Origin of the sequence: Anaeromyxobacter sp. SG64, assembly GCF_022690745.1 — a bacterium.
Classification (GTDB): Bacteria; Myxococcota; Myxococcia; order Myxococcales; family Anaeromyxobacteraceae; genus Anaeromyxobacter; species Anaeromyxobacter soli.
In genome coordinates this window covers 1-21,733 of record NZ_JALCZB010000012.1, presented here as the reverse complement: position 1 = coordinate 21,733, position 21,733 = coordinate 1, and the positions used below count along the sequence as shown (strand labels likewise).

The 21,733-nt window shown below is 73.4% G+C and carries 23 protein-coding genes; 11 read left to right on the top strand and 12 right to left on the bottom strand.

Going from position 1 to position 21,733, the window contains the following annotated elements; translation table 11 throughout:
- Nucleotides 1-57: 57 nt before the first annotated feature.
- Nucleotides 58-519 (top strand): hypothetical protein, encoded by a 462-nt coding sequence (locus tag MNZ29_RS05800; RefSeq protein ID WP_242335732.1) that lies wholly within the window; start codon nucleotides 58-60, stop codon nucleotides 517-519.
- On the opposite strand, the gene MNZ29_RS05795 is transcribed toward MNZ29_RS05800, so the two are convergent.
- From MNZ29_RS05795 to MNZ29_RS05785, 3 genes are all read right to left on the bottom strand, one after another.
- A complete protein-coding gene (locus MNZ29_RS05795; RefSeq protein ID WP_242335730.1) occupies nucleotides 473-1,603 on the bottom strand; it encodes a pectin acetylesterase-family hydrolase in 1,131 nt (376 codons plus the stop codon). The genes MNZ29_RS05800 and MNZ29_RS05795 overlap by 47 nt on opposite strands.
- Nucleotides 1,604-1,734: 131 nt before the next feature.
- Nucleotides 1,735-5,265 (bottom strand): efflux RND transporter permease subunit, encoded by a 3,531-nt coding sequence (locus MNZ29_RS05790; RefSeq protein WP_242335895.1) that lies wholly within the window; start codon nucleotides 5,263-5,265, stop codon nucleotides 1,735-1,737.
- Between the two features lie 2 nt (nucleotides 5,266-5,267).
- Nucleotides 5,268-6,470 (bottom strand): efflux RND transporter periplasmic adaptor subunit, encoded by a 1,203-nt coding sequence (locus tag MNZ29_RS05785; RefSeq protein WP_242335727.1) that lies wholly within the window; start codon nucleotides 6,468-6,470, stop codon nucleotides 5,268-5,270.
- 499 nt (nucleotides 6,471-6,969) lie between these two features.
- Here MNZ29_RS05785 and MNZ29_RS05780 point away from each other — a divergent pair, with 499 nt between their 5' ends.
- Nucleotides 6,970-8,763, top strand: coding sequence for a glycoside hydrolase family 15 protein (locus MNZ29_RS05780; RefSeq protein ID WP_242335724.1), 1,794 nt, complete (start codon nucleotides 6,970-6,972; stop codon nucleotides 8,761-8,763).
- Nucleotides 8,764-8,804: 41 nt separating this feature from the next.
- Here the strand turns inward: MNZ29_RS05780 and MNZ29_RS05775 are convergent, their stop codons facing one another.
- Both MNZ29_RS05775 and metF read right to left on the bottom strand, forming a co-directional pair.
- On the bottom strand, nucleotides 8,805-9,200 hold the full coding sequence (locus tag MNZ29_RS05775) for a low affinity iron permease family protein (RefSeq protein ID WP_242335721.1): 396 nt from the start codon (nucleotides 9,198-9,200) through the stop codon (nucleotides 8,805-8,807).
- A gap of 79 nt (nucleotides 9,201-9,279) precedes the next feature.
- Nucleotides 9,280-10,182: a methylenetetrahydrofolate reductase [NAD(P)H] gene (gene metF / locus MNZ29_RS05770; protein ID WP_242335718.1), complete on the bottom strand. Its 903-nt coding sequence runs from the start codon at nucleotides 10,180-10,182 to the stop codon at nucleotides 9,280-9,282.
- Between the two features lie 38 nt (nucleotides 10,183-10,220).
- Here metF and greB point away from each other — a divergent pair, with 38 nt between their 5' ends.
- The 4 genes from greB to MNZ29_RS05750 all read left to right on the top strand — a co-directional run bounded on the left by greB (nucleotide 10,221) and on the right by MNZ29_RS05750 (nucleotide 12,473).
- Nucleotides 10,221-10,712, top strand: coding sequence for a transcription elongation factor GreB (greB, locus tag MNZ29_RS05765; protein ID WP_242335715.1), 492 nt, complete (start codon nucleotides 10,221-10,223; stop codon nucleotides 10,710-10,712).
- Nucleotides 10,709-11,224: a hypothetical protein gene (locus MNZ29_RS05760; protein ID WP_242335712.1), complete on the top strand. Its 516-nt coding sequence runs from the start codon at nucleotides 10,709-10,711 to the stop codon at nucleotides 11,222-11,224. The genes greB and MNZ29_RS05760 overlap by 4 nt, the downstream gene beginning before the upstream one ends.
- 47 nt (nucleotides 11,225-11,271) lie before the next feature.
- Entirely contained in the window at nucleotides 11,272-12,045 is a 774-nt protein-coding gene (locus MNZ29_RS05755; RefSeq protein ID WP_242335709.1) for an endonuclease/exonuclease/phosphatase family protein, read from the top strand.
- A gap of 83 nt (nucleotides 12,046-12,128) precedes the next feature.
- Nucleotides 12,129-12,473: a YtxH domain-containing protein gene (locus MNZ29_RS05750; RefSeq protein ID WP_242335706.1), complete on the top strand. Its 345-nt coding sequence runs from the start codon at nucleotides 12,129-12,131 to the stop codon at nucleotides 12,471-12,473.
- Nucleotides 12,474-12,502: 29 nt separating this feature from the next.
- Here the strand turns inward: MNZ29_RS05750 and yihA are convergent, their stop codons facing one another.
- Both yihA and MNZ29_RS05740 read right to left on the bottom strand, forming a co-directional pair.
- Nucleotides 12,503-13,153, bottom strand: coding sequence for a ribosome biogenesis GTP-binding protein YihA/YsxC (gene yihA, locus MNZ29_RS05745; protein ID WP_242335703.1), 651 nt, complete (start codon nucleotides 13,151-13,153; stop codon nucleotides 12,503-12,505).
- 1 nt (nucleotide 13,154) lies between these two features.
- Nucleotides 13,155-13,601, bottom strand: coding sequence for a cytochrome c family protein (locus MNZ29_RS05740; protein WP_242335701.1), 447 nt, complete (start codon nucleotides 13,599-13,601; stop codon nucleotides 13,155-13,157).
- Between the two features lie 21 nt (nucleotides 13,602-13,622).
- Between MNZ29_RS05740 and MNZ29_RS05735 the strand changes: the two genes are divergently transcribed.
- From MNZ29_RS05735 to MNZ29_RS05715, 5 genes are all read left to right on the top strand, one after another.
- On the top strand, nucleotides 13,623-14,138 hold the full coding sequence (locus tag MNZ29_RS05735; RefSeq protein WP_242335698.1) for a hypothetical protein: 516 nt from the start codon (nucleotides 13,623-13,625) through the stop codon (nucleotides 14,136-14,138).
- A 1-nt stretch (nucleotide 14,139) separates the two neighbouring features.
- Nucleotides 14,140-14,772: a dephospho-CoA kinase gene (coaE, locus tag MNZ29_RS05730; protein WP_242335695.1), complete on the top strand. Its 633-nt coding sequence runs from the start codon at nucleotides 14,140-14,142 to the stop codon at nucleotides 14,770-14,772.
- 8 nt (nucleotides 14,773-14,780) lie between these two features.
- Complete coding sequence (locus MNZ29_RS05725; protein ID WP_242335691.1) at nucleotides 14,781-15,902, top strand: SDR family oxidoreductase; 1,122 nt, start codon at nucleotides 14,781-14,783, stop codon at nucleotides 15,900-15,902.
- A gap of 132 nt (nucleotides 15,903-16,034) precedes the next feature.
- On the top strand, nucleotides 16,035-16,442 hold the full coding sequence (locus tag MNZ29_RS05720) for a MaoC family dehydratase (protein ID WP_242335688.1): 408 nt from the start codon (nucleotides 16,035-16,037) through the stop codon (nucleotides 16,440-16,442).
- A 2-nt stretch (nucleotides 16,443-16,444) separates the two neighbouring features.
- Entirely contained in the window at nucleotides 16,445-16,924 is a 480-nt protein-coding gene (locus MNZ29_RS05715; RefSeq protein ID WP_242335685.1) for a MaoC family dehydratase N-terminal domain-containing protein, read from the top strand.
- A gap of 68 nt (nucleotides 16,925-16,992) precedes the next feature.
- Here MNZ29_RS05715 and MNZ29_RS05710 read toward each other — a convergent pair whose 3' ends face one another.
- The 5 genes from MNZ29_RS05710 to MNZ29_RS05690 all read right to left on the bottom strand — a co-directional run.
- The gene (locus MNZ29_RS05710) at nucleotides 16,993-17,199 is read right to left on the bottom strand and encodes a DUF1059 domain-containing protein (RefSeq protein WP_242335682.1); all 207 of its coding nucleotides are present in this window, start codon (nucleotides 17,197-17,199) and stop codon (nucleotides 16,993-16,995) included.
- A gap of 235 nt (nucleotides 17,200-17,434) precedes the next feature.
- Nucleotides 17,435-18,790 (bottom strand): argininosuccinate synthase, encoded by a 1,356-nt coding sequence (gene argG, locus MNZ29_RS05705; RefSeq protein ID WP_242335679.1) that lies wholly within the window; start codon nucleotides 18,788-18,790, stop codon nucleotides 17,435-17,437.
- Between the two features lie 74 nt (nucleotides 18,791-18,864).
- A complete protein-coding gene (locus tag MNZ29_RS05700) occupies nucleotides 18,865-19,668 on the bottom strand; it encodes a tetratricopeptide repeat protein (protein WP_242335676.1) in 804 nt (267 codons plus the stop codon).
- 3 nt (nucleotides 19,669-19,671) lie between these two features.
- Nucleotides 19,672-21,537, bottom strand: coding sequence for a molecular chaperone DnaK (gene dnaK, locus MNZ29_RS05695; protein ID WP_242335673.1), 1,866 nt, complete (start codon nucleotides 21,535-21,537; stop codon nucleotides 19,672-19,674).
- The coding region (locus tag MNZ29_RS05690; protein ID WP_242353548.1) for a tetratricopeptide repeat protein at nucleotides 21,534-21,733 on the bottom strand (200 nt) is incomplete at its 5' end. The genes MNZ29_RS05690 and dnaK, both read right to left, overlap by 4 nt.

Genomic DNA, 21,733 nt, shown 5'->3' with positions numbered 1-21,733 from the left:
ACACGCCGCTCAAAGCCGGGCGATCCGCCGACCGCCCGCACGGAGGAGGAGCCTGCGATGTCACACGCGACCCGGCTGATGATCGGCGCCACCCTCGTCACCGTCCCGACCATCGTGTTCGGCGGCCTCGCCGTGCTCGGCATCGTCACGGCCGGCGGGGCGGGCGTCCCCGGCCCGGAGCTGACCCCGCTGCAGCTCACGCTGTACCGTGCCGGCCATGCTCACGCGGGCGTGCTCGTCCTGCTGTCGCTCGTGCTGCAGCACCTGCTCGACGCGGTCCGGCTCTCACCGGGCGTCGCCTGGAGCGCGCGCGTCGCCGCCCCTCTCGCCGCGATCCTGGTCTCGGCCGGCTTCTTCGGGCTCGCCCACGCGCCCCCGCTCCGCGCGCTGCTCTACGCGGGCGCGGCGCTCGTCGTGTACGCGACGCTCACCGTGGGGATCGGCCTGCTGCGATCTCTGCGGCCGCCGCCCGTCACGGCGGCATCACGGTCGTCCAGCGCGGGTCGTCCGAGACCATGAGCTCGAGCCAGGCCGCGAGCGTGGTCCCGCCCTCCTCGTGCGAGGCGACGTAGGAGCCCCCGGCGAACGGCGTCGCGGGCGTGAGGAGCATGTGGGCGTCGAGCTGCCCGCCGTCCGTGTCGTAGAAGACGCGCGCGTTGCCGGTCGGCGCGAAGACGAGCGCCTCGAGCTCGCGGAGCGACGCCTCGAACGCGTCCGGGGTCGAGAGCATGAACGTGGCCATGACCGGGTCGCGGACGTGAGACAGGAAGGCGATCCGGTCGCCCGCGTGCGAGGAGGAGAGCTCGCTGAACGCGGCGGACAGGTTCGAGCGGCACTCGACGCAGACGGGGTCGAGCGCCTCGCCGAGGTGCCAGGAGCCGTAGAACGCGTCGCGCAGGTCCGCGGGCACGTCGTTGTTGACGAGCGCGGGCCCGGAGTCGTCCACGAGGTAGCCTCGCGCCTCCGGCCAGTACCAGCGGAACGCCTCGTAGCTCACCAGCGCGCCGAAGCCGCCGGCGGAGGAGCCCGCCACGACGAGCTTGCGGGGCGACGGGAACGTCGGGGCGAGCCGCGCGAGGTACGCGAGCACGTTCGCGTGCCCGACGTGCCTCCAGGTCTCGGAGAAGACCGCGTTCCCGTACACCTTCACGTTGCTCCCGCCGTGCACGTCGCCCGTGCAGTAGGGCACGAACACGATCGTCGCGCCGGCGAGGGAGGGCGGAAGGTTCGCGCGATCCGTGAGCGAGCTCGGCACGTAGTCCCGCAGCTCGACGTCCCACTGAGCCTGGCCGTAGTGGTCGTCGACCGCGGTCCCGGCGGCGCAGGTCGCGTAGTCCCAGCAGGCGCCCCCGCCGTCGAAGAACACGAGCAGGTCGGACCCGCTCCCGCGGTTCACGGCGAGGCCCGTGGTGGAGCCGTCGGCGCACACGGCGTCGTCGAAGGGGATCCAGGCCCAGGTCTCGAGCGGCAGCTCCGCCTCGGAGATCGCCTGCCCGAGCGGCGGCTTCCCGGTGTAGCCCTTCTTCTCGATGGGGGTCGTGTTTTGCGCGCACGCGGCGAGCGCGGCGGCGAGCACTGCGGGTACGAGGCGGCGAAGGCGCATGCGAGCACTCCCCAGACGAAGAGCGGCGATGCTCGTCCGGGAGCGGGTGAGCGCTCAAGCCCGGGAATCGCACATGCAGCATCGGGCCCTCGCGAGCCGGCGGAAGGGTGCCCCACGCGTTTCAGGCCTCGTCACGTGTGCGCGGCGGCGTCGTCCCGCTCCGTCGGCTTCCAGGCGACGAGCTTCAGGTCCTCGACGAGCACCACGTACAGCAGGGGCACGACGCCGAGGGTCACGAAGCTCGCGAGCAGCAGCCCCGCGACGAGGACGTACACGAGCTGCTGCCACATGGGCCCGCCCTCGATCGCGAGCGGGATGAGGCCGCCTACGGTCGCGAGGACGGTGGTGAGCACCGGCCGGAGCCGGACGAGGCCCGCGTCCACCACGGCCTTCCGGAGGGGCACACCCTCCTCCCGCGCCTCCTCGATGAAGTCGTTCAGCACGATGATGTGGCTCACGATGACGCCCATGAGGCTCGTGACGCCCAGGAACGCCATGAACCCGAAGTTCGTCCGCGTCGCCCAGAGCCCCAGCACCGCACCGACCATCCCGAACGGGAGCGCTCCGAAGACGACGAGCGGCTTGAACACGCTCGCGAACTGCCACACGAGCACGAGGAAGATGAGCGCGATGGAGACCTTCAAGGCGACGGCGACCCCGGCGAACGCCTCCGTCTGCTGCTCGTACTCACCTCCGTAGGAGAGGTGGTACCCCGGCGGCAGCGGCATCGCCTCGAGCCGGGGCCGCGCGTCGCCGAGGAGCGTCGACGCGAGCACGCCCGCGCGCGGACTCGCGCCCACCGTGATCGTCCGCTCCTGCCGGTACCGGACGATCTTCTGCGGCTCGTAGCTCTCCTCGAGGGCTGCGATCTGGTCGAGCCGGACCGCGCGTCCTCCCTCGGCGCCCCAGACGTACAGATCTCGCACGCTCGAGGTCGAGGCGCGCTCGCTCGGAGTGAGCCGCAGGACGATGTCGATGAGGCGATCGCCGTCGCGGAGCTGCGTGACGGCCTGCCCGCTCAGCGCGGTCGTGGTCGAGCTCGCCACGTCCGCGTGCGTCACCCCGGCGCGGCCGGCGCGCGCGTCGTCCACCTCGACGCCGAGCCGGGCGCCCTCCGCTCCCCAGTCGTCGCTCACCTCGCCGCTCGCGGGGAGCGTCCGGAAGATCCCCTTCGCCGCCTCGGAGAGGCGGCGAAGGACCTGGATGTCGGGGCCGGACATGCGGACCTCCACCGGCACCACCGCAGGCGCGCCGGACGAGAGCCGGTACACCGCGAACCGGGCTCCCGGCACGGAACGGGTGAGCGTCTCCTGGATCCGCCCCTGCATCGGCCGGGACTCCGCCGGGTCCCGAGCCTGGAGGATGAGCACGCCGTAGGCCGGGTTCTTCGGCTCCGGGCCCACGTTCGCCCACCAGCGCGGCTCGCCACCGCCGACGAAGGAGGTGATCTGCTCGAGCGCCTCTCCCTCCCGCGCGAGGATCGTCGTGCGCGCGCGCTCGAGGACGTCGTGCGTCGCCCGGACGTCCGAACCCTCCGGGAGCCGCACCTCGACGTAGAAGCGCTCCAGGTCCTCCTCCGGGAAGAATTGCGTTCGGATGAGGAGCGCCGGCGCGAGCCCGACCCCCAGGAACACCGCCGCGGCGACGAGGCTGCGCCGCTTGCGACGGAGCATCGCGTCGACCGCGCGGCGATACCAGGCGGCGACCCGCGCGGACCGCGCGCCGCCCGCCTCGACTCCGCGCTGCCCGCGCAGCAGGTACATGCCGAGGAGCGGCATGAACGTCATCGACACGACCCGGCTCGAGAGGAGCGCGAGCGAGACGACCACGGGGAGCGAGTAGATGAACTCGCCCATCGATCCCTCGACGAGGAGCAGGGGGGCGAACGCGACGACGTTCGTGAGCGTGGCGAACAGGATCGCCTTCGCCAGCCGGGTCGGGCCCAGCCACGCGGCTCGCCTCCGCGGCGTGCCGGCGGCCAGCTCACGGTTGATCGCGTCCGCCGCCACCACGGGATCGTCCACCAGGAGGCCGAGCGCGATGATGAGCGAGGCGATCGAGACCTGCTGGAGGTCGATCCCCAGGAGCTGCATGAGCCCGAAGGTCATCGCGAGCGCGAGCGGGACGCTCGCCGCGACGAGCAGCGCGCTCCGCCGCTCCATGAACAAGAGCGCCACCCCGATGACGATCGCGACCGCCTCGACGAGGCTTCGCGAGAACTCCCCGATCTTCTCGCGCACGAGCTCGGGCTGGTCGCTCGTCTTGACGACGCGCAGATCCGCCGGGAGCCGGTGACGCAGCTCCTCGACACGAGCGTCGAGCTCGTGACCGAGCTCCGCCACCTGCACGCCGCTCCGCGCCTGGACCGCGACCGCCAGCGAGCGCGTGCGATGCCAACCGCCCCGCGCGTCGCGCCAGGAGACCCAGCTCGCGTCGGAGACCGGCGTTTCGTACGTACGGTGAACCTCGGCGACGTCCCGGACGTACACCGTCCGCCCGTCCTTCGTCCGGGCCACCGGCGCGTCGAGCACGTCGCGCTCGTCCTCGAATGCACCCGAGGGCTCGAGCAAGATCGTCTGCCGCCCCGCGGCGACGCTCCCGCCCGGGAGGATCACGTTCCGCCCCCGGAGCGCCGCGGCGACTCGCTGCGGCTGGAGGTCGAACGAGGCGAGGCGCTCCTGGGAGTAGAGCAGGTACAGCTTCTCCGGGACGACCCCGTACCGCTCGACCCGTCCCACCGCGGGCAGGCGCGCCAGCTCGTCGCGGAGGACCGTCGTGAACTCGTCGAGCTCGCGATAGCTGTACTTGTCGCCGGCGGACGCCACGAGCTGTGCGCGCACGGCGGCGGGGTCGCGGACCAGGATCGGCGTCCAGATGTCGGGGTGCGGGAGCTCTCCCCCCATCACCTCCTGGCGAAAGTGCGCGTCGAGCGCCGCGATCCGCTCCTCTCCTCGCGGCGAGTAGTCGATCGCGACGAAGCCGCCGCCGCCCAGGACCGCGCCGTCCGCGATCGCCCCCATCCGCTCGCCGGTCTCGAGGTACTTCCGCGCGGCCGCCGCGACCGTCCGGCCGTCCACGCCCGCCGGGAACACGAAGACCTTGGCCGCGCGCCCGGCGGCGTCCGGCTTCCCCGCGCGGTGCGCCTCGATCGCCTTCCGGATCGATGCCGCCCGCACGTCGACCTCCACCTCGTCCACCGGCGGGCTCGCCACGGAGTACAGGACGGTCGCGGTGTCTCCGAAGTGCGTGTTGAGCAACGGGCGGAGCGCGCCGGCAGGGAGCCCGCGCAGGGTCTGAAGGCGCGACTCCAGATCGTTCCAGGCCTCCTCGAGCTCCTGCTTGCCGACGTCGTCCTCGAGCGTCACGAAGAGCGTGGTCGTGCCGGTGCGCGTGATGGACTCGATCTCGTCCACGTGCGGCACCTGCGCGACGAGGAGCTCGAGCGGGCGCGCAACGAGCTGCTCGACGTCGGCGGCCTCCGCTCCGGGCCACGCGGCGGTGACGGTCGCGGTCTTCACGAGGATCTCGGGATCCTTGCGCTGCGGCATCTGGACGTACGCCCAGGCGCCCCACGCGAGGGTCGCCACGAGCGCCACCCACGCGATGTGCGGGTGCTCGACGAAGAAGCGCGCCGTGTTGAAGCGCCCGCCGGCCGGGTGCATGTTCACGGCACGACCTCGACCTGCTGCCCGTCGTGGAGGAACTGTGCGCCGTCCACCACGATGCGCTCGCCCCCCGAGAGCCCCGAGACGATCGCGACGTCGTCCTGGTGGAGGTCGCCGATCTCCACCCGGCGCGCGGCGACGTGCCGGCCGCCCTCGCGCAGCACGAACGCGGCGAAGCCCTTCCCGTCGGGCGCTCGCGCGACCGCGGAGAGCGGGACGAGGATCGCCTCGCGGGCGTCGTCCGGCGCGATCCGGGCGGTGGCGACCATCCCCGGCTTGAGCGCGCCCGCGGAGTTGGGGATCGTCACCTCGACCGCGTACGAGCGCAGCCCGGGATCCGGGACCGGCGAGATCTTGGTGATCCTCCCCTCGATGAGGCGCCCCGGCAGCGCGTCCACCTCCACCGGGACCCGATCGCCGAGCGCGAGATCGTTCACCCGTCCGTCGGGCACGCCGAAGACGGTCCTCATCTCGGCGGTGCGGAGGATCGTGAAGACGGGCTGCCCCGGTCCGACGCGCTCGCCGGCGTTCACGCCGCGCCGGGCGACGACGCCGTCCACGGGACTCACGAGCCGCGTGTCCTCGACGTTCCCGGCGGCGAGCGCGGCCTCCTCCGCGCGCGAGCGGCGCTGCGCCCGCGCCGCCGCGAGGTTTCCCTGGGCCGTACGGAGTGCGGTCTCCGCGCGATCCAGCTCCGCACGCGCGATGGTCTGGTGCTCGAGCAGGTAGCGCGCGCGCCGCGCATCGAGCTCGGCCTGCGCGAGCGCCGCCTCGGCCGAGCGCTCCTGCGCCTCGACGTTCGCGAGCGACGCCTGCGCCGCGCGCGCCTGCATGAGCAGGTCCTGCGGGTCGAGCGTGGCGAGCACGGCACCCTTGCGGACGACGTCTCCCTCCTGCACGGCACGTCGACCCTCGTCGGCGTTCACCTCCAGAAGCCTCGCCACGCGGCCCCCGAGCTTGAAGCTCAGCTCGAGCCGTGTCTCCGGCTCCAGCGCGCCCGCGAAGCGCGACGGGGTCCCGGTGGGTCGGGCACCGACGGTGGCGACGCGGACTGCGCGAGCGAGTCGCGGCGGGGGCTCGGCCTCCCGGCACGCGAGCGCAGCGCCGACCGAGACGACCGTCAGGAAGACGCGCAGCCGGACGGCGCGGTCTGCGAGGACGCCTGGCGCGACGAGCGTGGAGCGGATGCGGTGGAGCTTCATGGAATGTCCCCCTTCGCGACCCCCTGCAAAGCTCGGCCCGAGGCACGATGCGAGCGCGACGAACGGTCGAGAAGCGGTGAGGGCGGCGCCGTCATGCGGCAGCGCGGTCAATCGGCCGTTGCCGTCGGGCGTCAGCGTGTCAGGAAGACCGGCATCTCCGTCGGATTCGTTTACACCGGGTCCCCACCCCGCTCGCCCAGGGGCGGCGCGAACGTCCCGGCGCGGCGCCGGCCGGCGCGCAATGCCTCACGCGCGTGCGCCGCTCGGCCGCAGGCGCGAGGGGTCGCCGCGGCGCCAGAGCGCTGCTCGTGGTCCACCGAGCGTGCAGCCGACGTGAGCCTGCGCGCGGGCGTCGAGCTCGGCCCGTCGCCCGGAGCGCCCGGCGGCAGGCGGCGCCGCTGGGCGCTACGGGCAGTTCTTCTCGGAGGAGGTGTCGTTCGCCGGGATCGGCCTTCACATCTTTCTCTGAGCGGCACGCACGTTGCGAGGGAGGACGATGATGCCTGCCTCGATCTCGGAACACGCGCTGCTCGGGGATACCCACTCCGCCGCCCTCGTCGCATCCGACGGCTCGATCGACTGGGCGTGCCTGCCGCGCTTCGATTCGCCCGCCGTGTTCGCAGCTCTGCTGGGAGACGAGCGACACGGCCTCTGGCGCGTCGCGCCCCTCGCCCCTGCCCACGCAGTCCGCCGACGGTATCGGCCGGGCTCGCTCGTCCTCGAGACGGAGCTCGACACACCCGACGGCACGGTGCGCCTCGTCGACTTCATGCCCCCGCGCAGGGGCCCGCCGCGGGTGCTCCGGATCGTGGAGGGCGTCCGCGGGCGCGTGGAGATGCGCATGGAGCTCGCGCCGCGGTTCGGCTACGGGGCGATCCTGCCGTGGGTGTGGCGATCAGCCGGCCAGCTCGTGCTCGTGGGCGGCCCCGACGCGCTCGCGTACCGCGGCACCATCGAGCCTCACGTCCGCCCTGGCTCGGTGACGGCCGAGTTCGCGCTGGAGGCCGGGGCGAGCGCGGAGCTCGAGCTCGCGTGGTTTCCTTCGCACGAGCGCCCGCCGAACCCGGAGGATCCGGCCGCCCTGCTGGCCGAGACGGACGCGTACTGGACCGCGTGGTCGGGGCGTGTCCTGCATGCCGGGCCCTGGCGCGACGCGGTCGTGCGATCGCTCGTCACGCTGAAGGCCCTCACGTATGCCCCGACCGGCGGGATCGTGGCGGCACCGACCACCTCGCTTCCGGAGCGGCTCGGCGGCGAGCGGAACTGGGACTACCGGTACTGCTGGGTGCGGGACGCCGCGCTCACGCTGTACGCGCTGCTGCACGCCGGCTACCGGGACGAGGCGCGCGCGTGGCGAGACTGGCTCCTGCGCGCGGTGGCGGGCGCCCCGGAGCAGGTCCAGGTCCTCTACGGTGTCGCCGGCGAGCGGCAGCTGCCCGAGCTCATCCTGCCCTGGCTGCCCGGCCATGCGCGCTCCGCGCCGGTCCGCGTCGGGAACGCCGCCGCGGGCCAGCGGCAGCTCGACGTGTTCGGCGAGCTGCTCTCCGCCCTGCACGCGACGGCGGAGAGCGGCGTCGAGCCGGCTGCGCGGGGCTGGGAGGTGGTGCGGGCGCTCGTGGAGCTGCTCGAGTCCCGCTGGCAGCTGCCGGACGAGGGCATCTGGGAGGTGCGCGGCGGTCGCCGCCACTTCACGCACTCGAAGGTGATGGCGTGGGTGGCGTTCGACCGCGCCGCGCGGGCCGTGGAGCGGTTCGGGCTCGATGGACCCGCCGCGCGTTGGCGCAGGGTGCGGGACGACGTCCACGCGGAGGTGTGCCGCCGGGGATACGACGCGGCGCGCGGCACGTTCACGCAGACCTACGGCTCCGCGGAGGTGGACGCGAGCCTGCTCACCCTGCCGCTCGTCGGGTTCCTGCCGCCGCACGACCGGCGTGTCCTCGGCACCGTCCGCGCCGTCGAGCGCGATCTCGTCCACGACGGGCTCGTGCGCCGGTACCGCGACGACGCCGACGTGGATGGGCTCCCACCGGGAGAAGGGTACTTCCTGCCGTCCAGCTTCTGGCTCGTCGACGCGCTCGCCGTGACGGGCCGGGTGGGCGAGGCGCGGGCCCTCTTCGAGCGCCTCCTCTCGCTCCGCAACGACGTCGGCCTCCTCTCGGAGGAATACGATCCCGCCGCTGGGCTGCTCGGAAACTTCCCCCAGGCCTTCACGCACGTGGCGCTCGTGAACTCGGCGCGCGTGCTCGCGGCGCTGGAGATCGAGCGCCCTCCCTCGGCGGGCGATTCCACGTAGCACGGGGTGGCGACACCGCCGGGCCGCGCCGTCCGCTCGCCTCAGTGCGTGTTGCCCGCGCTCTTCGCCGCCTGCCGCGCCTCGGCGCGCGCGCGGACCTTCCGGAACTCGGCCTCGAGCTCCGCGAGCTCGTCGTCCGTCGCGTGCTCGAGGTCGGTGAAGATGTTCCTCGCCTTCCGCTGCGAGCGGATGAGCTCGTCGAGCTTCAGGTGCAGCGCGCGCGTCTCGCGGTTCTGGGTCGCCTGGATGAGGAACACCATGAGGAAGGTCACGACCGTCGTGCCGGTGTTGATGACCAGCTGCCAGCTGTCGCTGAAGTGGAAGAGCGGCCCGGTCACCCCCCACCCGACCACGAGGGCGAGCGCGAGGAGGAACGCGCGGGGCGTCCCCACCACCTCCGAGATCGCCAGGGCGAAGCGGGCGAAGCGGCCGTTCACTCCAGGAATCTAAGGCGCGGGCAAGGCCCGGGCGGGCCTCCGGCCCTCCGAGCGCAGCGCGGCGCCGGCCAGCGGGCGCTCAGCCTCTCCATGGCTCGCTCGCCCGCAGCGCGGCCACGATGGCGCGGGTCGAGGTGGAGCGGTTGAGCGTGTAGAAGTGGATGCCGGGCGCCCCGCGGCGCAGGAGCTCGGCGCACTGCAGGGTGGCGTAGGCGACGCCGAGATCTCGCGCCGAGTCCGGATCGCTGCGGCGGACCTCCATCGCGGCGCGCAGCGGCGGGGGGATGGCCGCGCCGCACATCGCCGTGAAGCGCTCGGTCTGGTCCACGTTCGTGAACGGCATGATCCCCGGCACGATCGGCACGGTGATGCCCGCCGCGCGGGCCCGCTCGACGAAGCGGACGTAGTGCGCGTTCTCGAAGAAGAGCTGGGTGACGAGGAAGTCGGCCCCGGCCTCCACCTTGATCTTGAGGTGCGCGAGATCGGCCGCGAGGTCGCGCGTCTCGACGTGGCCCTCCGGGTACGCCGCCGCGCCCACGCAGAAGCGCCAGCGGTCCGGGCGCGAGCGGATGAAGGCGACGAGCTCGCTCGCGTAGCGGAAGCCCTCCGGGTGCGGCTCGAAGCTCGCCTGCCCGCGCGGGGGATCGCCGCGGAGGGCGAGGACGTTCTGGATCCCCGCGTCCGCGAGCTCGTCGAGGACGCCGGCGAGCTCCTCGCGCGAGGCGCCGACGCAGGTGACGTGCGCCATCGCCTCGACCTCGGTCTCGCCCTTGAGCCGCTTCACGAGCTCGAGCGTGCGCTGCCGGGTCGACCCGCCGGCGCCGTAGGTCACCGACACGTAGGCGGGCCCGAGCGGCCGGAGCGCCTCGACGGTCTCGAAGAGCTGGCGGACTCCGTCGTCCGTCTTCGGCGGGAAGAACTCGAACGAGAAGATGGGCTCGCCGCGCTCGCGGGCGAAGCGGAGGAGGTCGCTGATCCGCACGGTCCGCCGGAGGTTACAATGAAGCCTGTCCCGCCGCCATGTCGAAGCCGCCCCGCTACATCACGCCCGAAGGTTTCCGCCGGCTCGCCGCCGAGCACGAGCGCATCTGGTCCGTGGACCGCCCCCGCATCGTGGCGGAGGTCGAGGCCGCGGCCGCCCTCGGCGATCGCAGCGAGAACGCCGAGTACATCTACGGCAAGAAGAAGCTGCGCGAGCTGGACCGGCGGCTGCGCTTCCTATCCCAGCGGATGGACGCGCTCACGGTGATCGTGCCGCGGCCCCACCCGCACGGGCGCGCGTTCTTCGGGGCCTGGGTGACGGTGGAGGGGGAGGACGGCGACGAGCGGACGTACCGGCTCGTGGGCCCCGACGAGTTCGACGTCCCGGCCGGACTCATCAGCGTGGACGCGCCGCTCGGCCGGGCGCTCCTCGGCAAGCGCGAGGGCGACTCGGTCGTGGTGCAGCGCCCCGCCGGCGAGGCGGAGCTGACGATCGTCGAGATCTGCTGGACCGCCCCGGAGAGATCATGACCGCCGTCACCGACCGGGCAGCGCAGCGCGCTCTCGTCGAGCGCTACGTCCGCGAGCGCCCCTTCGCCCTCCTCCTCGACGCGACGGGCCCGTCGCTCCTCGACGTCTTCTCTGGCAAGGCGCTCCCGCTCGACTACGCCGCCCTCGCCGCCGTCGAGGAGCGGAGGGACGCGACGACCGGGCGTGCCTACCTGGCCCTGCTGCGCGATGGCGGGACCGAGATCGCCCTCACGGACGCGGGGCTCGCCTTCCCGCCGGTGACCTCCAGCACGGGACCGCTCGAGGGGCTCCCCGCCGCCGTCTGCCTGCGCGACCTCGCCGGGGCGGAGGCGAGGCTCACGCACTTCCTCCTCGAGCATCCGGGCGAGCGGCCGGACCGCGCGCACGTCGATCTGTTCATGTTCTGCCTGGCCGTGGTGGAGGGGGCGAGGGCGGCTGGGCTGGACGTCGGCCCGGAGGAGCGCCGCCTCGAGCGCATCCTGGGCGAGCTCGAGGCGCGCCGCCGCGGCTGATCCCCCGGCCTCGCGGCCGGCGTCCTAGCTTTCAGGTCGTGAGAGTGATGAGCTGGAACGTCCACTCGCTCCGCGGGACGGACGGGCGGCGCGATCCCGAGCGCATCGCGCGGGTCATCGACGAGCTGCGCCCCGACGTCGTCGGGCTGCAGGAGGTGGGCGGCGAGCTCTCGGCGGGCGGGCCGCAGGACGCCGCGGAGGTGCTCGCGCGCCTCACCGGCATGCACAGCGCCTTCGGACCCACCCGGAGCTTCCACGGCCATCCCTACGGGAACGGGATCCTCTCGCGGCACCCCATCGACGCGACGCGCACCTACGACCTCTCGGTCCCCGGCCGCGAGCCGCGCGGCTGCCTGCGCGCGGACGTCGAGATCGCCGGCCTGCGCGTCCACTTCTTCGCAGCCCACCTCGGCCTGCACTGGAGGGAGCGCCGCCGCCAGGTCGCGGCCCTCCTCTCGGCCGACATCCTGCGCGACGCGGCGCTCGCCCACCCGCTCGTCCTGGTCGGAGACTTCAACTCGCTCTCCAACCGCTCCGCCGTCCCGCGCTGGCTCCGGCGCCAGCTCGTCGACTGCGCCCACGCGTCGGGCGACGAGGCGCCGACCTTCCCGTCCCGCTTTCCCTTGCTGCGGCTCGATCGCGTCTTCGTGGACTCGGCGTTCACCGTCGTCCGGAGCACGGTCGTGCGCGACCCGGTGGCGCGGCGCGCCTCGGACCACCTGCCCATCGTCGTGGACCTCGAGCTCGCGCCGGCGGCCCGGCGGCCGCCCGAGCTCCGGCCGATCGAGGCAGCAGGCGTCGTGACGACCGTCCGCACGTGAGGGCTTCCATCCGCCGCGCGCGGCGGCGCGAGGCGCGGCCGCAGGAGGTCCGCCCGCCGGGGTGAATGTGAGGGAGAACGACCGTGCGCAGCCTAAGAGCGGCGCCCGAGGCGGGCGGGAGGGACTCGATGGACATGAACATGAACTGGAAGCTGATGAAGAAGTACCTGGAGCGGGATGCGCTCTTGAAGCGCATCGGGCTCGAGGAGCGCAGCCCGACGACCGACGTCTTCACCGGCCTCGGCCTGTTCGCGGTGGGGGTGCTCGTGGGAGCCGGCCTCGGCCTCATGTTCGCGCCGAAGCGGGGCGACGAGATGCGCCAGCTCGTCGGCGAGGCCTGGAAGAACCGCGGCCGGACGGGCCAGGACTTCCAGCGCGAGATGGGAGTGGAGTCGGGGCTTCCGCCCACGACGTCGGCAGGTCACTGAGCGCCGCGGGCGCTCGGTGCGAGGGGGCGCTACGCGCCGGTCCCGGCCGGCGCCGGCGCCCCCTCGTCCGACGCGGACCTCGCGATGCGCGCCCAGAGCGCGTCGGTGCCGGTGCCCTCGATCGCCGAGAACGGCACCGCGTCTCCCCGCTCGAGCTGCAGCGTCTCCTCGACCGTTCGGAGCGCGGCGCTTCGCCGCGTCTTCGGCAGCTTGTCCATCTTCGTCGCGGCCACGAGCACGCGCCGGCCGGTGGCGCGCAGGAACGACGCGGCGTCGACGTCGCTCTCGGAGGGAGCGTGGCGCGCGTCGACGATGAGCACCACCGCGCGGAGCACGTCGCGGGCGCGGAGGTAGTCCTCGATCATCGCCGCCCAGCGATCGCGCTCGTCGCGCGACACCTTGGCGTAGCCGTACCCCGGCAGATCGCAGAAGCGCACGTGGCGTGGCCGCGCGGCCGGCGTGGGCCGGAAGGCGATGTCGAAGAACTGGAGCGCCCGCGTGCGGCCGGGCGTCGCCGACACGCGCGCGAGCCCCTTCTTGCGCGTGAGCGCGTTCAGCATCGACGACTTGCCGACGTTCGAGCGGCCGACGAACGCGAGCTCCGGCGTGGCGCTCATCGGCCACTCCTTCTGCTTCGTCGCGGTCTTCACGAACTCCGCGGAGACGACCTGGATCGGCACGTCAGCGCCCCTTCCTCTCGTCGACCCAGTGCTCGATGAGCGGCATCTTTCGCTTCGCGTCGAAGCGCTCGAGGCTCGGGGTCGACTCCGTGTGGCACGCGCCGCAGGTCTTCTCGCCGGGATCGACGAGCCCGAGCGCGTGGGAGAGCTCCGGATCGCGCATCACGTAGCTCGCGGCGTAGAGCTCGCCGGGGCCGTGGCAGGCCTCGCAGCTCACGCCGGAGATCCCGTCGGCGGCGTCGGGCGCGTGGCAGGACAGGCACCGCCGGTCCTCGCGGCTCTTCTCGGGCAGGCTCTCGCGGGCGCGCGCGTGCGGACCGGCGCGCCAGCGCGCGTACGCGGCGGGGTGACAGGCCTTGCACGTCTCGGGGCCGACGCGGTCGCCGGCGAGGGCGAGGGCGGGCAGCGCGAGGGCGCACACGAGGGCGAGACGGACGGGGGCGATCACGGGCACGGAGTATAATGTCTCATGCGTCCCGTCCACCCTGCTCTGCTGGTCCTCGTCGCCCTCGTGCCGGCGCTCGCGGTCGCGCGCCCTTGGCAGGGCATCCAGCCCGGCGCCAGCACCCAGCGCGACGTGGTCGAGCGCTTCGGGGAGCCGGTCACGCGGGCGAAGCGCGGCGCGCGCACCGTCCTCGCCTACCACGGCGAGCACGCGCCCGCGGGGACGCGCCAGGCGCAGTTCCACGTCGATCCCGCCGGCGTCGTGCAGGAGATCACGATCTTCCTCACCGCCCAGCTCGACGCGGAGACCGTGGAGGGGACGTACGGGAAGCCGCCGCAGCGCACGTTCCTCGAGGACACCTTCCAGAAGGTGTGGCTCTATCCCGCCGCCGGCGTGACCGTCTACTTCGGGAAGGACGGAAACGTCGAGGCGCTCACCTTCTCCCAGGGCAAGGCGCGCCCGGCCGCCTCGGGCCCCTCGGCCGGCGGGGCGCCGGCCGCCGGGGCCGCCGCGCCGGGCGCGACCCAGGCGGCGCGCTAGCGTGCGTGTCATCGGCCTCACCGGCGGGATCGCCACGGGAAAGAGCACGTTCGCGGCGGCCCTGCGCAGCCGGGGCGTCCCGGTCATCGACGCGGACGCCCTCGCGCGCGCGGTGGTCGAGCCCGGCACCCCGGCGCTCTCCGAGATCGCGCGCGTCTTCGGGCCCGGCGTGCTCGACGCCCGGGGCGCCCTCGACCGGCGGGCGCTCGGCGCCATCGTCTTCTCGGACCCGGAGGCGCGCCGGCGCCTCGAGGAGATCACCCACCCGGCCATCCGCGCGGCGATGGTGGCCGAGACCGCCCGCCTCGCCGGCCTCGGACACGACCTCGCCTTCTACGACGTGCCGCTCCTCTTCGAGGTCGGCCTCGACGCGGCGCTCGACAGCGTCGTCGTGGTGTGGGCGCCGCGCGACGTGCAGCGCGCCCGGGTCGTGCGGCGGGACGGGAGCACCCCCGCCGAGGCGGACGCGCGCCTCGCGGCGCAGCTCCCCATCGACGAGAAGGCCAGGCGGGCCGACTTCCTCGTGGACAACGCCGACGAGGAGGACCTCGGCCCCAAGGCGGACCGCCTCCTCGCGGACCTCCGGCGGGGCCTCGGGCGGAAGCTTCCCAACGCACCCGCCGTACGTTATTGACCCCGCCGATGCCCTCCTCCGAGCGCGTCCAGCTCGTCACCGGTTACCCCGGCTTCATCGGCAAGCGCCTCGTGCGCCAGCTCGCCCAGGCGGCGCCCGACCGCGGCCGGCTCGTGCTGCTCGTGCAGCCGAAGCACGCGGCCGCCGCGCGCGCCGAGCTCGCCGCGCTGGGGGCGCGGCACACCGAGGTCGTCGAGGGCGACGTCGAGCAGATGCACCTCGGCCTCTCCGGCGCCGAGTTCAAGGCGCTCGCCGGCGCGGTGACCGACGTCTGGCACCTCGCCGCCATCTCCTGGCTCGGGGCCGATCCGCGCTACGTCCGTCGCGTGAACGTCGAGGGCACCCGCAACGTCCTCGAGCTCGCGCAGCGCGCTCGCCGGCTCGCGCGGCTCAACCACTTCTCGACCGCGCTCGTCTCCGGCGACCGCGAGGGCGTCATCCTCGAGGACGAGCTGGCGCTGGGCCAGCGCTTCCACGACGCCTACGAGGAGAGCAAGTACGAGGCGGAGCTGCTCGTGCGCCGCGCTCAGGCCGATCTTCCCGCGACGATCTACCGGCCGAGCATCGTGGTGGGCGACTCGCGCACCGGCGAGATCGACCGCTTCGAGGGCCCGTACGCGCTCGCGATCCTCCTCGTGGCGTCGCCGCTCGCCGTCCCGCTGCCGCTCCCGGGCGCCGGCTCGGCGCCGCTCAACGTCGTGCCGATCGACTTCGTCGTCGAGGCGTCGCTCTCGATCGCCCGGAACCCCGCCGCGGCGGGCAAGACCGTCCACCTCGTGGACCCCGCGCCGCTCTCGACGCGGCGCGTGTACGAGCTCATCGCCGCGCGCGCGGGCAAGCGGCTCCCCTCGATCGCCTTCCCGTCCCGAGCGTTCGACGCGATCCTCCAGCTCCCCGTGCTCGAGCGGCTCTCCCGCCCGCACCGCCCCGCGCTCGCGCGGGTGAACCACCTCGCGATCTACAACCCGCGCAACCTGCTCGACCTGCTCGAGGGCACCGGCATCCGCTGCCCGCCCATCGCGAGCTACCTCGACCGCCTCATGGACTTCGTGCAGGGCGCCTTCGCGCGCCGGCGCGAGGACGCCGCCCGGGCGGCGGAGGTGGAGGACCCGCTCGATCCGCGCGGGTGACCGGGCGCCGCCGCCGTGAACCTCGCGACGGCTCGGCTCGGCCCTGGCGAGCGTCGCGTGACGCGCGGCGTCAGGCGCGCCGGCCGGGGCCGGAGACTTGTGCTGCCGTCCGCTCTCCCTTACAGGGATGGGATGAAACGCCTCCAGGACTTCACCGCGGGCGACACCTTCGAGCTCGTCCGGGAGGTCGATCCTTACCGTCCCGTCTACTACGCGGGCGCGTCGGGCGACTTCAACCCGATCCACATCGACCCCGAGGTCGGCCGCGCCGCCGGCTACCACGGCGTCATCCTCCAGGGCATGTGCACGTTCTCGTGGCTCTCCGACGCGTGCGTGGGGTACCTGGACGATCCCGCCCGGCTCGTGCGCGTGCGCGCCCGCTTCACGAAGCCCGTACAGGTGGGCGACGTCATCCGGATCGAGGGGCGCTGCGTGGCCGTCGAGGGCAGCGCGGTGAAGCTGGAGCTCTCCGCGAGGAACCAGCGGGGTGAGGACGTGCTGAAGAGCGCCGTGGCCGAGGGCCGCGTCGAGGAGAGGTGATCGTGCCCGTCGACAGGAAGCACCTCGGCCGCCGCTACGGGCCGTACCGGTTCCAGGTGAGCGTCGAGCAGATCAAGGACTTCGTGGCCGCCACCGGCGGCGGCGTCCCCGGCCATGCGTTCCCGAGCCCGCCGGACCGGTTTCATCACCCGTGGACCTGGGACGAGGAGGCCGCGAAGGCGTCCCCGCACGGCGGGATCGTCGCGCCCCCGACGTTCGCGACCACGTTCGCCATCGAGCCGTTCGCGCGGGCCTGCTCGGATCCGGAGCTCGCGGTGAACGTCCTCCGGCTCGTCCACGGAGAGCAGGAGTTCGAGTTCCACGAGCCGGTGCGGCCGGGCGACGTCCTCGAGACCGAGGGCGAGATCACCCGCCTCCAGGAGCGCGGCAACCTCGACTTCGTCGAGGTCACCACGACCACGCGCAACCAGCACGGGCGCGTGGTGGTGAAGGGCGTCTGGACGGCGATCGTCCGGAATTGACGGCTCGAGCGACGGCGTGATTCGCGACACCGAGTGGTCGCGAATCACGCACCGTCACGCGCTGCCGCTCAGCGCCGCGCCATCGACCGCTGGTGGGCGTCGCTCGACTCGTCGTGGATGAGCCCCTTCACCTTGTCCGCGAGCTCCGGCGTCACCGTCAGGTTGTGCGCCTGCTGCGCGTGACGACCGGCCTGATCCAGGATCTCCTGCTCGTTGCTCCCGCGCGCCACGAAGTCGCAGCTCATCCCCACGTCCCGGCAATGGAAGTCCTTCATGGTCCACCTCCCCGCAGCCACGTACCGCGGGCCGGCGGCGCCGGCGAGGGGACGCACGGGTTCCCTCGCACTCGGGCTCGCGCGGTGGAGCGGGCGCACGCCCGCGGCGCAGCCGCCACGGCGCGCGCAGGGCGGCGCGCGCGGCGGGCGGTGCCCGAAAGCAGGACGCCCCCGCCGGCGAGGCCGACGGGGGCTCCGTGACGACTCGCGCGGCGCGCGCCGGGCGCGCCTCGAGTCACTCGTCGTCTTCGCCGGCCCCGAGCAGCGCCGAGATGCTCGGCCCGCTCTTCGCCGCCCCGAGCGCGCGCACCGCGTCGAGGTGGTGCAGGAGGAGCGCGCGGTTGTCGCCCACGTTCAGGTTCTGCAGCTCGAGCGCGCCGATGCGGTCCTCCGGCGTGAACGCCGGCTCCTCCACCCGCTCCATGGAGAGCTTCTCGGGCGCGTAGCTCATGTACACGGCCTTCGTGGCGACGATCGTCCAGTCGTCTCCGCGGCGCAGCTCGACCTTCACGGAGCCGGTGACCGCCGGGGCGATCCAGCGCGTGAGCGCGTCCCGGAGCATCATCGCCTCGGGGTCGTACCACTTGCCCTCGTACAGCAGCCGGCCCAGCCTGCGCCCGAGCGTGAAGTAGAGATCGAGGGTGTTCTCGTTGTGGATCGCGGAGAGGAGCCGCTCGTAGGCGAGGTGGAGGAGCGCCATGCCGGGCGCCTCGTAGATGCCGCGGCTCTTCGCGTCGATGACGCGGTTCTCGATCTGGTCGCTCATCCCGAGGCCGTGGCGCCCGCCGATGCGGTTCGCCTCGAGGAACAGCTCGTAGGGCGACTCGAAGCGCTTGCCGTTGAGCTCCACCGGCTGGCCGTTCTCGTAGGCGACGGTGACCTCCTCGGCCTTGACCGCCACCTCCGGCTTCCAGTGCGCGACGCCCATGATCGGGTTCACGATCCGCATGCCCGAGTCGAGCCGCTCGAGGTCCTTCGCCTCGTGCGTGGCGCCGAGCACGTTGGCGTCGGTGGAGTAGGCCTTCTCCGTCCCCATCTTGTAGGGGAGCTTCCGGCGCTCGAGGTACTCGCTCATCTCCTTGCGGCCGCCGAAGGCGGTCACGAAGGCCTGGTCGAGCCAAGGCTTGTAGATCTTGAGGTCGGGGTCGACCAGGATCCCGTAGCGGTAGAAGCGCTGGATGTCGTTGCCCTTGTGCGTCGAGCCGTCGCCGAAGACGTGCACGCCGTCCTCGCGCATCGCCCGCACGATGGCGGTCGTGGTCACCGCGCGGCCGAGGGGGGTCGTGTTGAAGTACTTCTTGCCGCCCGAGGAGAGGTGGAACGCGCCGCACTGGATGGCGGCGAGCCCCTCCCGCACCATCGAGTCGCGGCAGTCGATGAGCCGCGCCTTCACGGCGCCGTGCTGCAGCGCGATGGGCGGGATGTCGGCCGGGTTCGCCTCGTCCGGCTGCGCGAGGTCTGCCGTGTAGGCGTGGACGGCCATGCCCTGCTCCGACAGCCAGGCGACGGCGCAGCGGGTGTCGAGGCCTCCGCTGAAGGCGATTCCGAGGGCGGTTCCCTTGGGCGGGAGCGACTTGTAGATGCGGCTCATGGTCCCCGCGACGTAGCAGAAAATGCCGTCGCGTTCCAGCGCGGCCCGCGCCGGGAGGCGCGCTCGCTCGCCTCCTAGACCGCGATCACGCCCTCGGCGAGCAGCCGCGCGAGGATCCGGGCCGTGTCGAGCCGCGGCAGGCCGGAGAGGGCGAAGAGCGCCTCGAAGTCCACCGTCCCGTCGACCTGCGCGAGCAGGAAGCCGGCCCGGTGATCGAGGTTCAGCCAGAGGACCTCCTCTGGACGGATGGCGAGGCGCGGCACGCCCGTGCGCGGGCCGAGCTTCGACTCGTACATCGCGACGAGCGTCGCCTCGTTCTCCGCCAGGTACGCGCGCGCCTCCGGGTGGTCCGGATCGACCTGCAGGACCTTCTCGATGAGCTCGAGCGAGCCCGAGAAGTCGCCGAGCGCGAACAGCTCCTTCGCGGCCGCGAGCCACGCGGTCGGCTCGCCCCGCCGGTCCGCGCCGCCCGGGGCGCCCGGGGCGCCCTCCGGCACGAGGGGTCGCAGGCCCGACTTCTCCGAGACCGCCTCGAGATCCAGGCCGCCTCCCGGCTCGAGCACGTAGGTCGCGGCGGCCGCCGGACCGTCGTCCCAGGGCGACGGCGCGAACTCCTGCCCGCGCTCGGGCCGCGGCGAGGCCGGGACGGGGTGCGGCGTCACGTACCGCGAACCGGGCACCGGCGTCACCGCCCGGAACGTGCCCGGGGTGGGCGTCGAGGCGGGCGTCACGGCGTGGATCCGGACGATGTACCCGCGCGCCTTCGCGTTGCCGGGATCGAGCACCAGGACCGCCTGGAACGCGGCCAGCGCGTCCTTCACGCGCCCGGCCAGGTAGGCCTTCACGCCCTGGTCGATGAGCTCCGCAACCGTCGCCATCGCTCACCGTCCCCCGGGCGTGCGCCCGCCGGCGGCGAGCCCCTGGAAGAGCGCGAGCGTGCGCTCGAGGGGCTCCACCTCCGCGGCGAGGGCGTCGCCGTCCCGCGCCTGCATCGCCGCCCGCGCCCGCGCGAGCACGGCCTCGGCCTTCCTCAGCGCGTCCCCCCCGAAGCGCGTCCGCTCGATCGCGTCGCGCGCGGCGGGGACGAGCGCCTCGACCTCGTTCACCATCCGGCTGACCCACTGCCGCCGCTCCTCGATCTCGCGCGTCGTCTGCTTGCGCTGGAGCTGCTCGTCGAGCTGCTCGTCGAGGATCCGCCGCAGCTCCTCCTCGGTCAGGCCGGAGGTGGCGGTGACCGTGATCGACTGCCGCTGCCCGGTGGCGACGTCCTTCGCCGAGACGCCGACGATGCCGTCCGCGCTGATCTCGAAGGTGACCTCGATCGAGATCTCGCCGCGCCGGGCGGGCGGGATGCCGTCGAGGACGAACTCGCCCAAGAGCTCGTTCTCGATCGCGCGCTCGCTCTCGCCCTGGAGGACGGCGATGCGCACGGAGGTCTGATCGTCCTTCACCGTCGTGAAGAGGTGGGTCTGCGCGGTGGGGACGGTGGTGTTCCGCGGGATGACCGTCTGGAAGTAGCCGCCCACCACGAGCAGGCCGAGGTTCTGGGGCGTGACGTCGAGGAGGAGGACGTCGTCCCCCTTCGCCGGCGCCGCGAGGGCGTGGGCCTGGATCGCCGCGCCGAGCGCGACCACCTCGTCCGGGTGGACCCCCTTGCACGGCTCGCGCCCGAAGAACTCGCGCACCGCGCGCTGCACGCGCGGCATGCGGGTCATCCCGCCGACGAGGATCACCTCGCCGACCTGGGCCGGGCGGACGCCGGCGTCCTTCAGGGTCCGATCGGTGACGGCGATGCAGCGATCGACGAGGTCCTTCGTGAGCTCCTCGAGCCCCTCGCGCGAGAGCTGGCGGTCGAGGTGCAGGGCGCCCTTGCCCTCCCCGCCGCCGAGCAGGAACGGCAGGTGGATCGCGGCGGTCTGGGTGGAGGAGAGCTCGCACTTGGCGCGCTCGGCCGCGTCGCGGACCCGCTGCAGCGCCATCTTGTCCTGGCGAAGGTCCACCCCGCCGTGCTCCTTCGCGAAGCCGAAGGTGAGCCAGTCCATGACCCGGCGGTCGAAGTCCTCGCCGCCGAGGTAGGTGTCGCCGCCGACGGCGACGACGTCGTAGACGCTCCTGCCGATGTCGAGCACCGAGACGTCGAACGTGCCGCCGCCGAGGTCGAACACGACGACCTTGCTCTGCACGTGCTTCCCGAACCCGTAGGCGAGCGCCGCGGCCGTGGGCTCGTTCACGATCCGCAGCACCTCGAGCCCGGCGATCCGCCCCGCGTCCTTCGTGGCCTGGCGCTGCCCGTCGTTGAAGTAGGCGGGGACGGTGACGACGGCGCGGCGCACCGGCCGGCCCAGGAACGCCTCCGCGTCCCCCTTCAGCTCGGCGAGCACGAGCGCCGAGATCTCCGGGATGGAGACCCCGCGGCCGCCGAGCTCCACGCGGACGTCGTTCCCCTCCGGGCCCGCCACGAGCGCGTAGGGCAGGACCTTGCGGGCGTCCTCGACCTCCTGCGACCCCCAGCGCCGGCCGATGAGCCGCTTCGCGGCGAACACCGTGCCGTCGGGGTTCGTGATCGCCTGCCGCTTCGCGAGCGCGCCCACGAGGCGCTTGCCGTTCTTCGCGATCGCCACGACCGAGGGCGTGAGCGGCTGTCCGGTGCGCCCGGGGATGACGCGCGGGACGCCGTCCTGGACAGTGGCGACCACCGAGTTCGTGGTGCCGAGGTCGATGCCGACGACGGGATCGAGGTCGCTCATCCGAGGAAGCTCCACCGGAGGCTCTTCAGGCGCGCCCTGGCCGACGCGCGTCCGGGCTCGAGCTCCAGGGCCCGCTCCAGCGCGCGGCGGGCCTCCTTCCGCTCACCCTGCGCGTCGAGCACCATCCCGAGCGCCTCGTGGGCGATCGCGGCCCGCGGCGCGGCGCGCACCGCGGCGTCGGCGAGGGCCCGCGCCG

Bases quoted from the DNA above. Each gene is read 5' to 3' on its own strand.
- greB (WP_242335715.1), top strand. From the start codon at position 10,221: ATGTCGAAGCCGCCCCGCTACATCACGCCCGAAGGTTTCCGCCGGCTC.
- argG (WP_242335679.1), bottom strand. From the start codon at position 18,790: ATGAGCCGCATCTACAAGTCGCTCCCGCCCAAGGGAACCGCCCTCGGA.
- MNZ29_RS05800 (WP_242335732.1), top strand. From the start codon at position 58: ATGTCACACGCGACCCGGCTGATGATCGGCGCCACCCTCGTCACCGTC.
- MNZ29_RS05755 (WP_242335709.1), top strand. From the start codon at position 11,272: ATGAGCTGGAACGTCCACTCGCTCCGCGGGACGGACGGGCGGCGCGAT.
- MNZ29_RS05790 (WP_242335895.1), bottom strand. From the start codon at position 5,265: ATGCACCCGGCCGGCGGGCGCTTCAACACGGCGCGCTTCTTCGTCGAG.
- MNZ29_RS05720 (WP_242335688.1), top strand. From the start codon at position 16,035: ATGAAACGCCTCCAGGACTTCACCGCGGGCGACACCTTCGAGCTCGTC.
- MNZ29_RS05795 (WP_242335730.1), bottom strand. From the start codon at position 1,603: ATGCGCCTTCGCCGCCTCGTACCCGCAGTGCTCGCCGCCGCGCTCGCC.
- MNZ29_RS05700 (WP_242335676.1), bottom strand. From the start codon at position 19,668: ATGGCGACGGTTGCGGAGCTCATCGACCAGGGCGTGAAGGCCTACCTG.
- dnaK (WP_242335673.1), bottom strand. From the start codon at position 21,537: ATGAGCGACCTCGATCCCGTCGTCGGCATCGACCTCGGCACCACGAAC.
- MNZ29_RS05785 (WP_242335727.1), bottom strand. From the start codon at position 6,470: ATGAAGCTCCACCGCATCCGCTCCACGCTCGTCGCGCCAGGCGTCCTC.
- MNZ29_RS05735 (WP_242335698.1), top strand. From the start codon at position 13,623: ATGCGTCCCGTCCACCCTGCTCTGCTGGTCCTCGTCGCCCTCGTGCCG.
- MNZ29_RS05725 (WP_242335691.1), top strand. From the start codon at position 14,781: ATGCCCTCCTCCGAGCGCGTCCAGCTCGTCACCGGTTACCCCGGCTTC.
- MNZ29_RS05780 (WP_242335724.1), top strand. From the start codon at position 6,970: ATGCCTGCCTCGATCTCGGAACACGCGCTGCTCGGGGATACCCACTCC.
- MNZ29_RS05710 (WP_242335682.1), bottom strand. From the start codon at position 17,199: ATGAAGGACTTCCATTGCCGGGACGTGGGGATGAGCTGCGACTTCGTG.
- MNZ29_RS05760 (WP_242335712.1), top strand. From the start codon at position 10,709: ATGACCGCCGTCACCGACCGGGCAGCGCAGCGCGCTCTCGTCGAGCGC.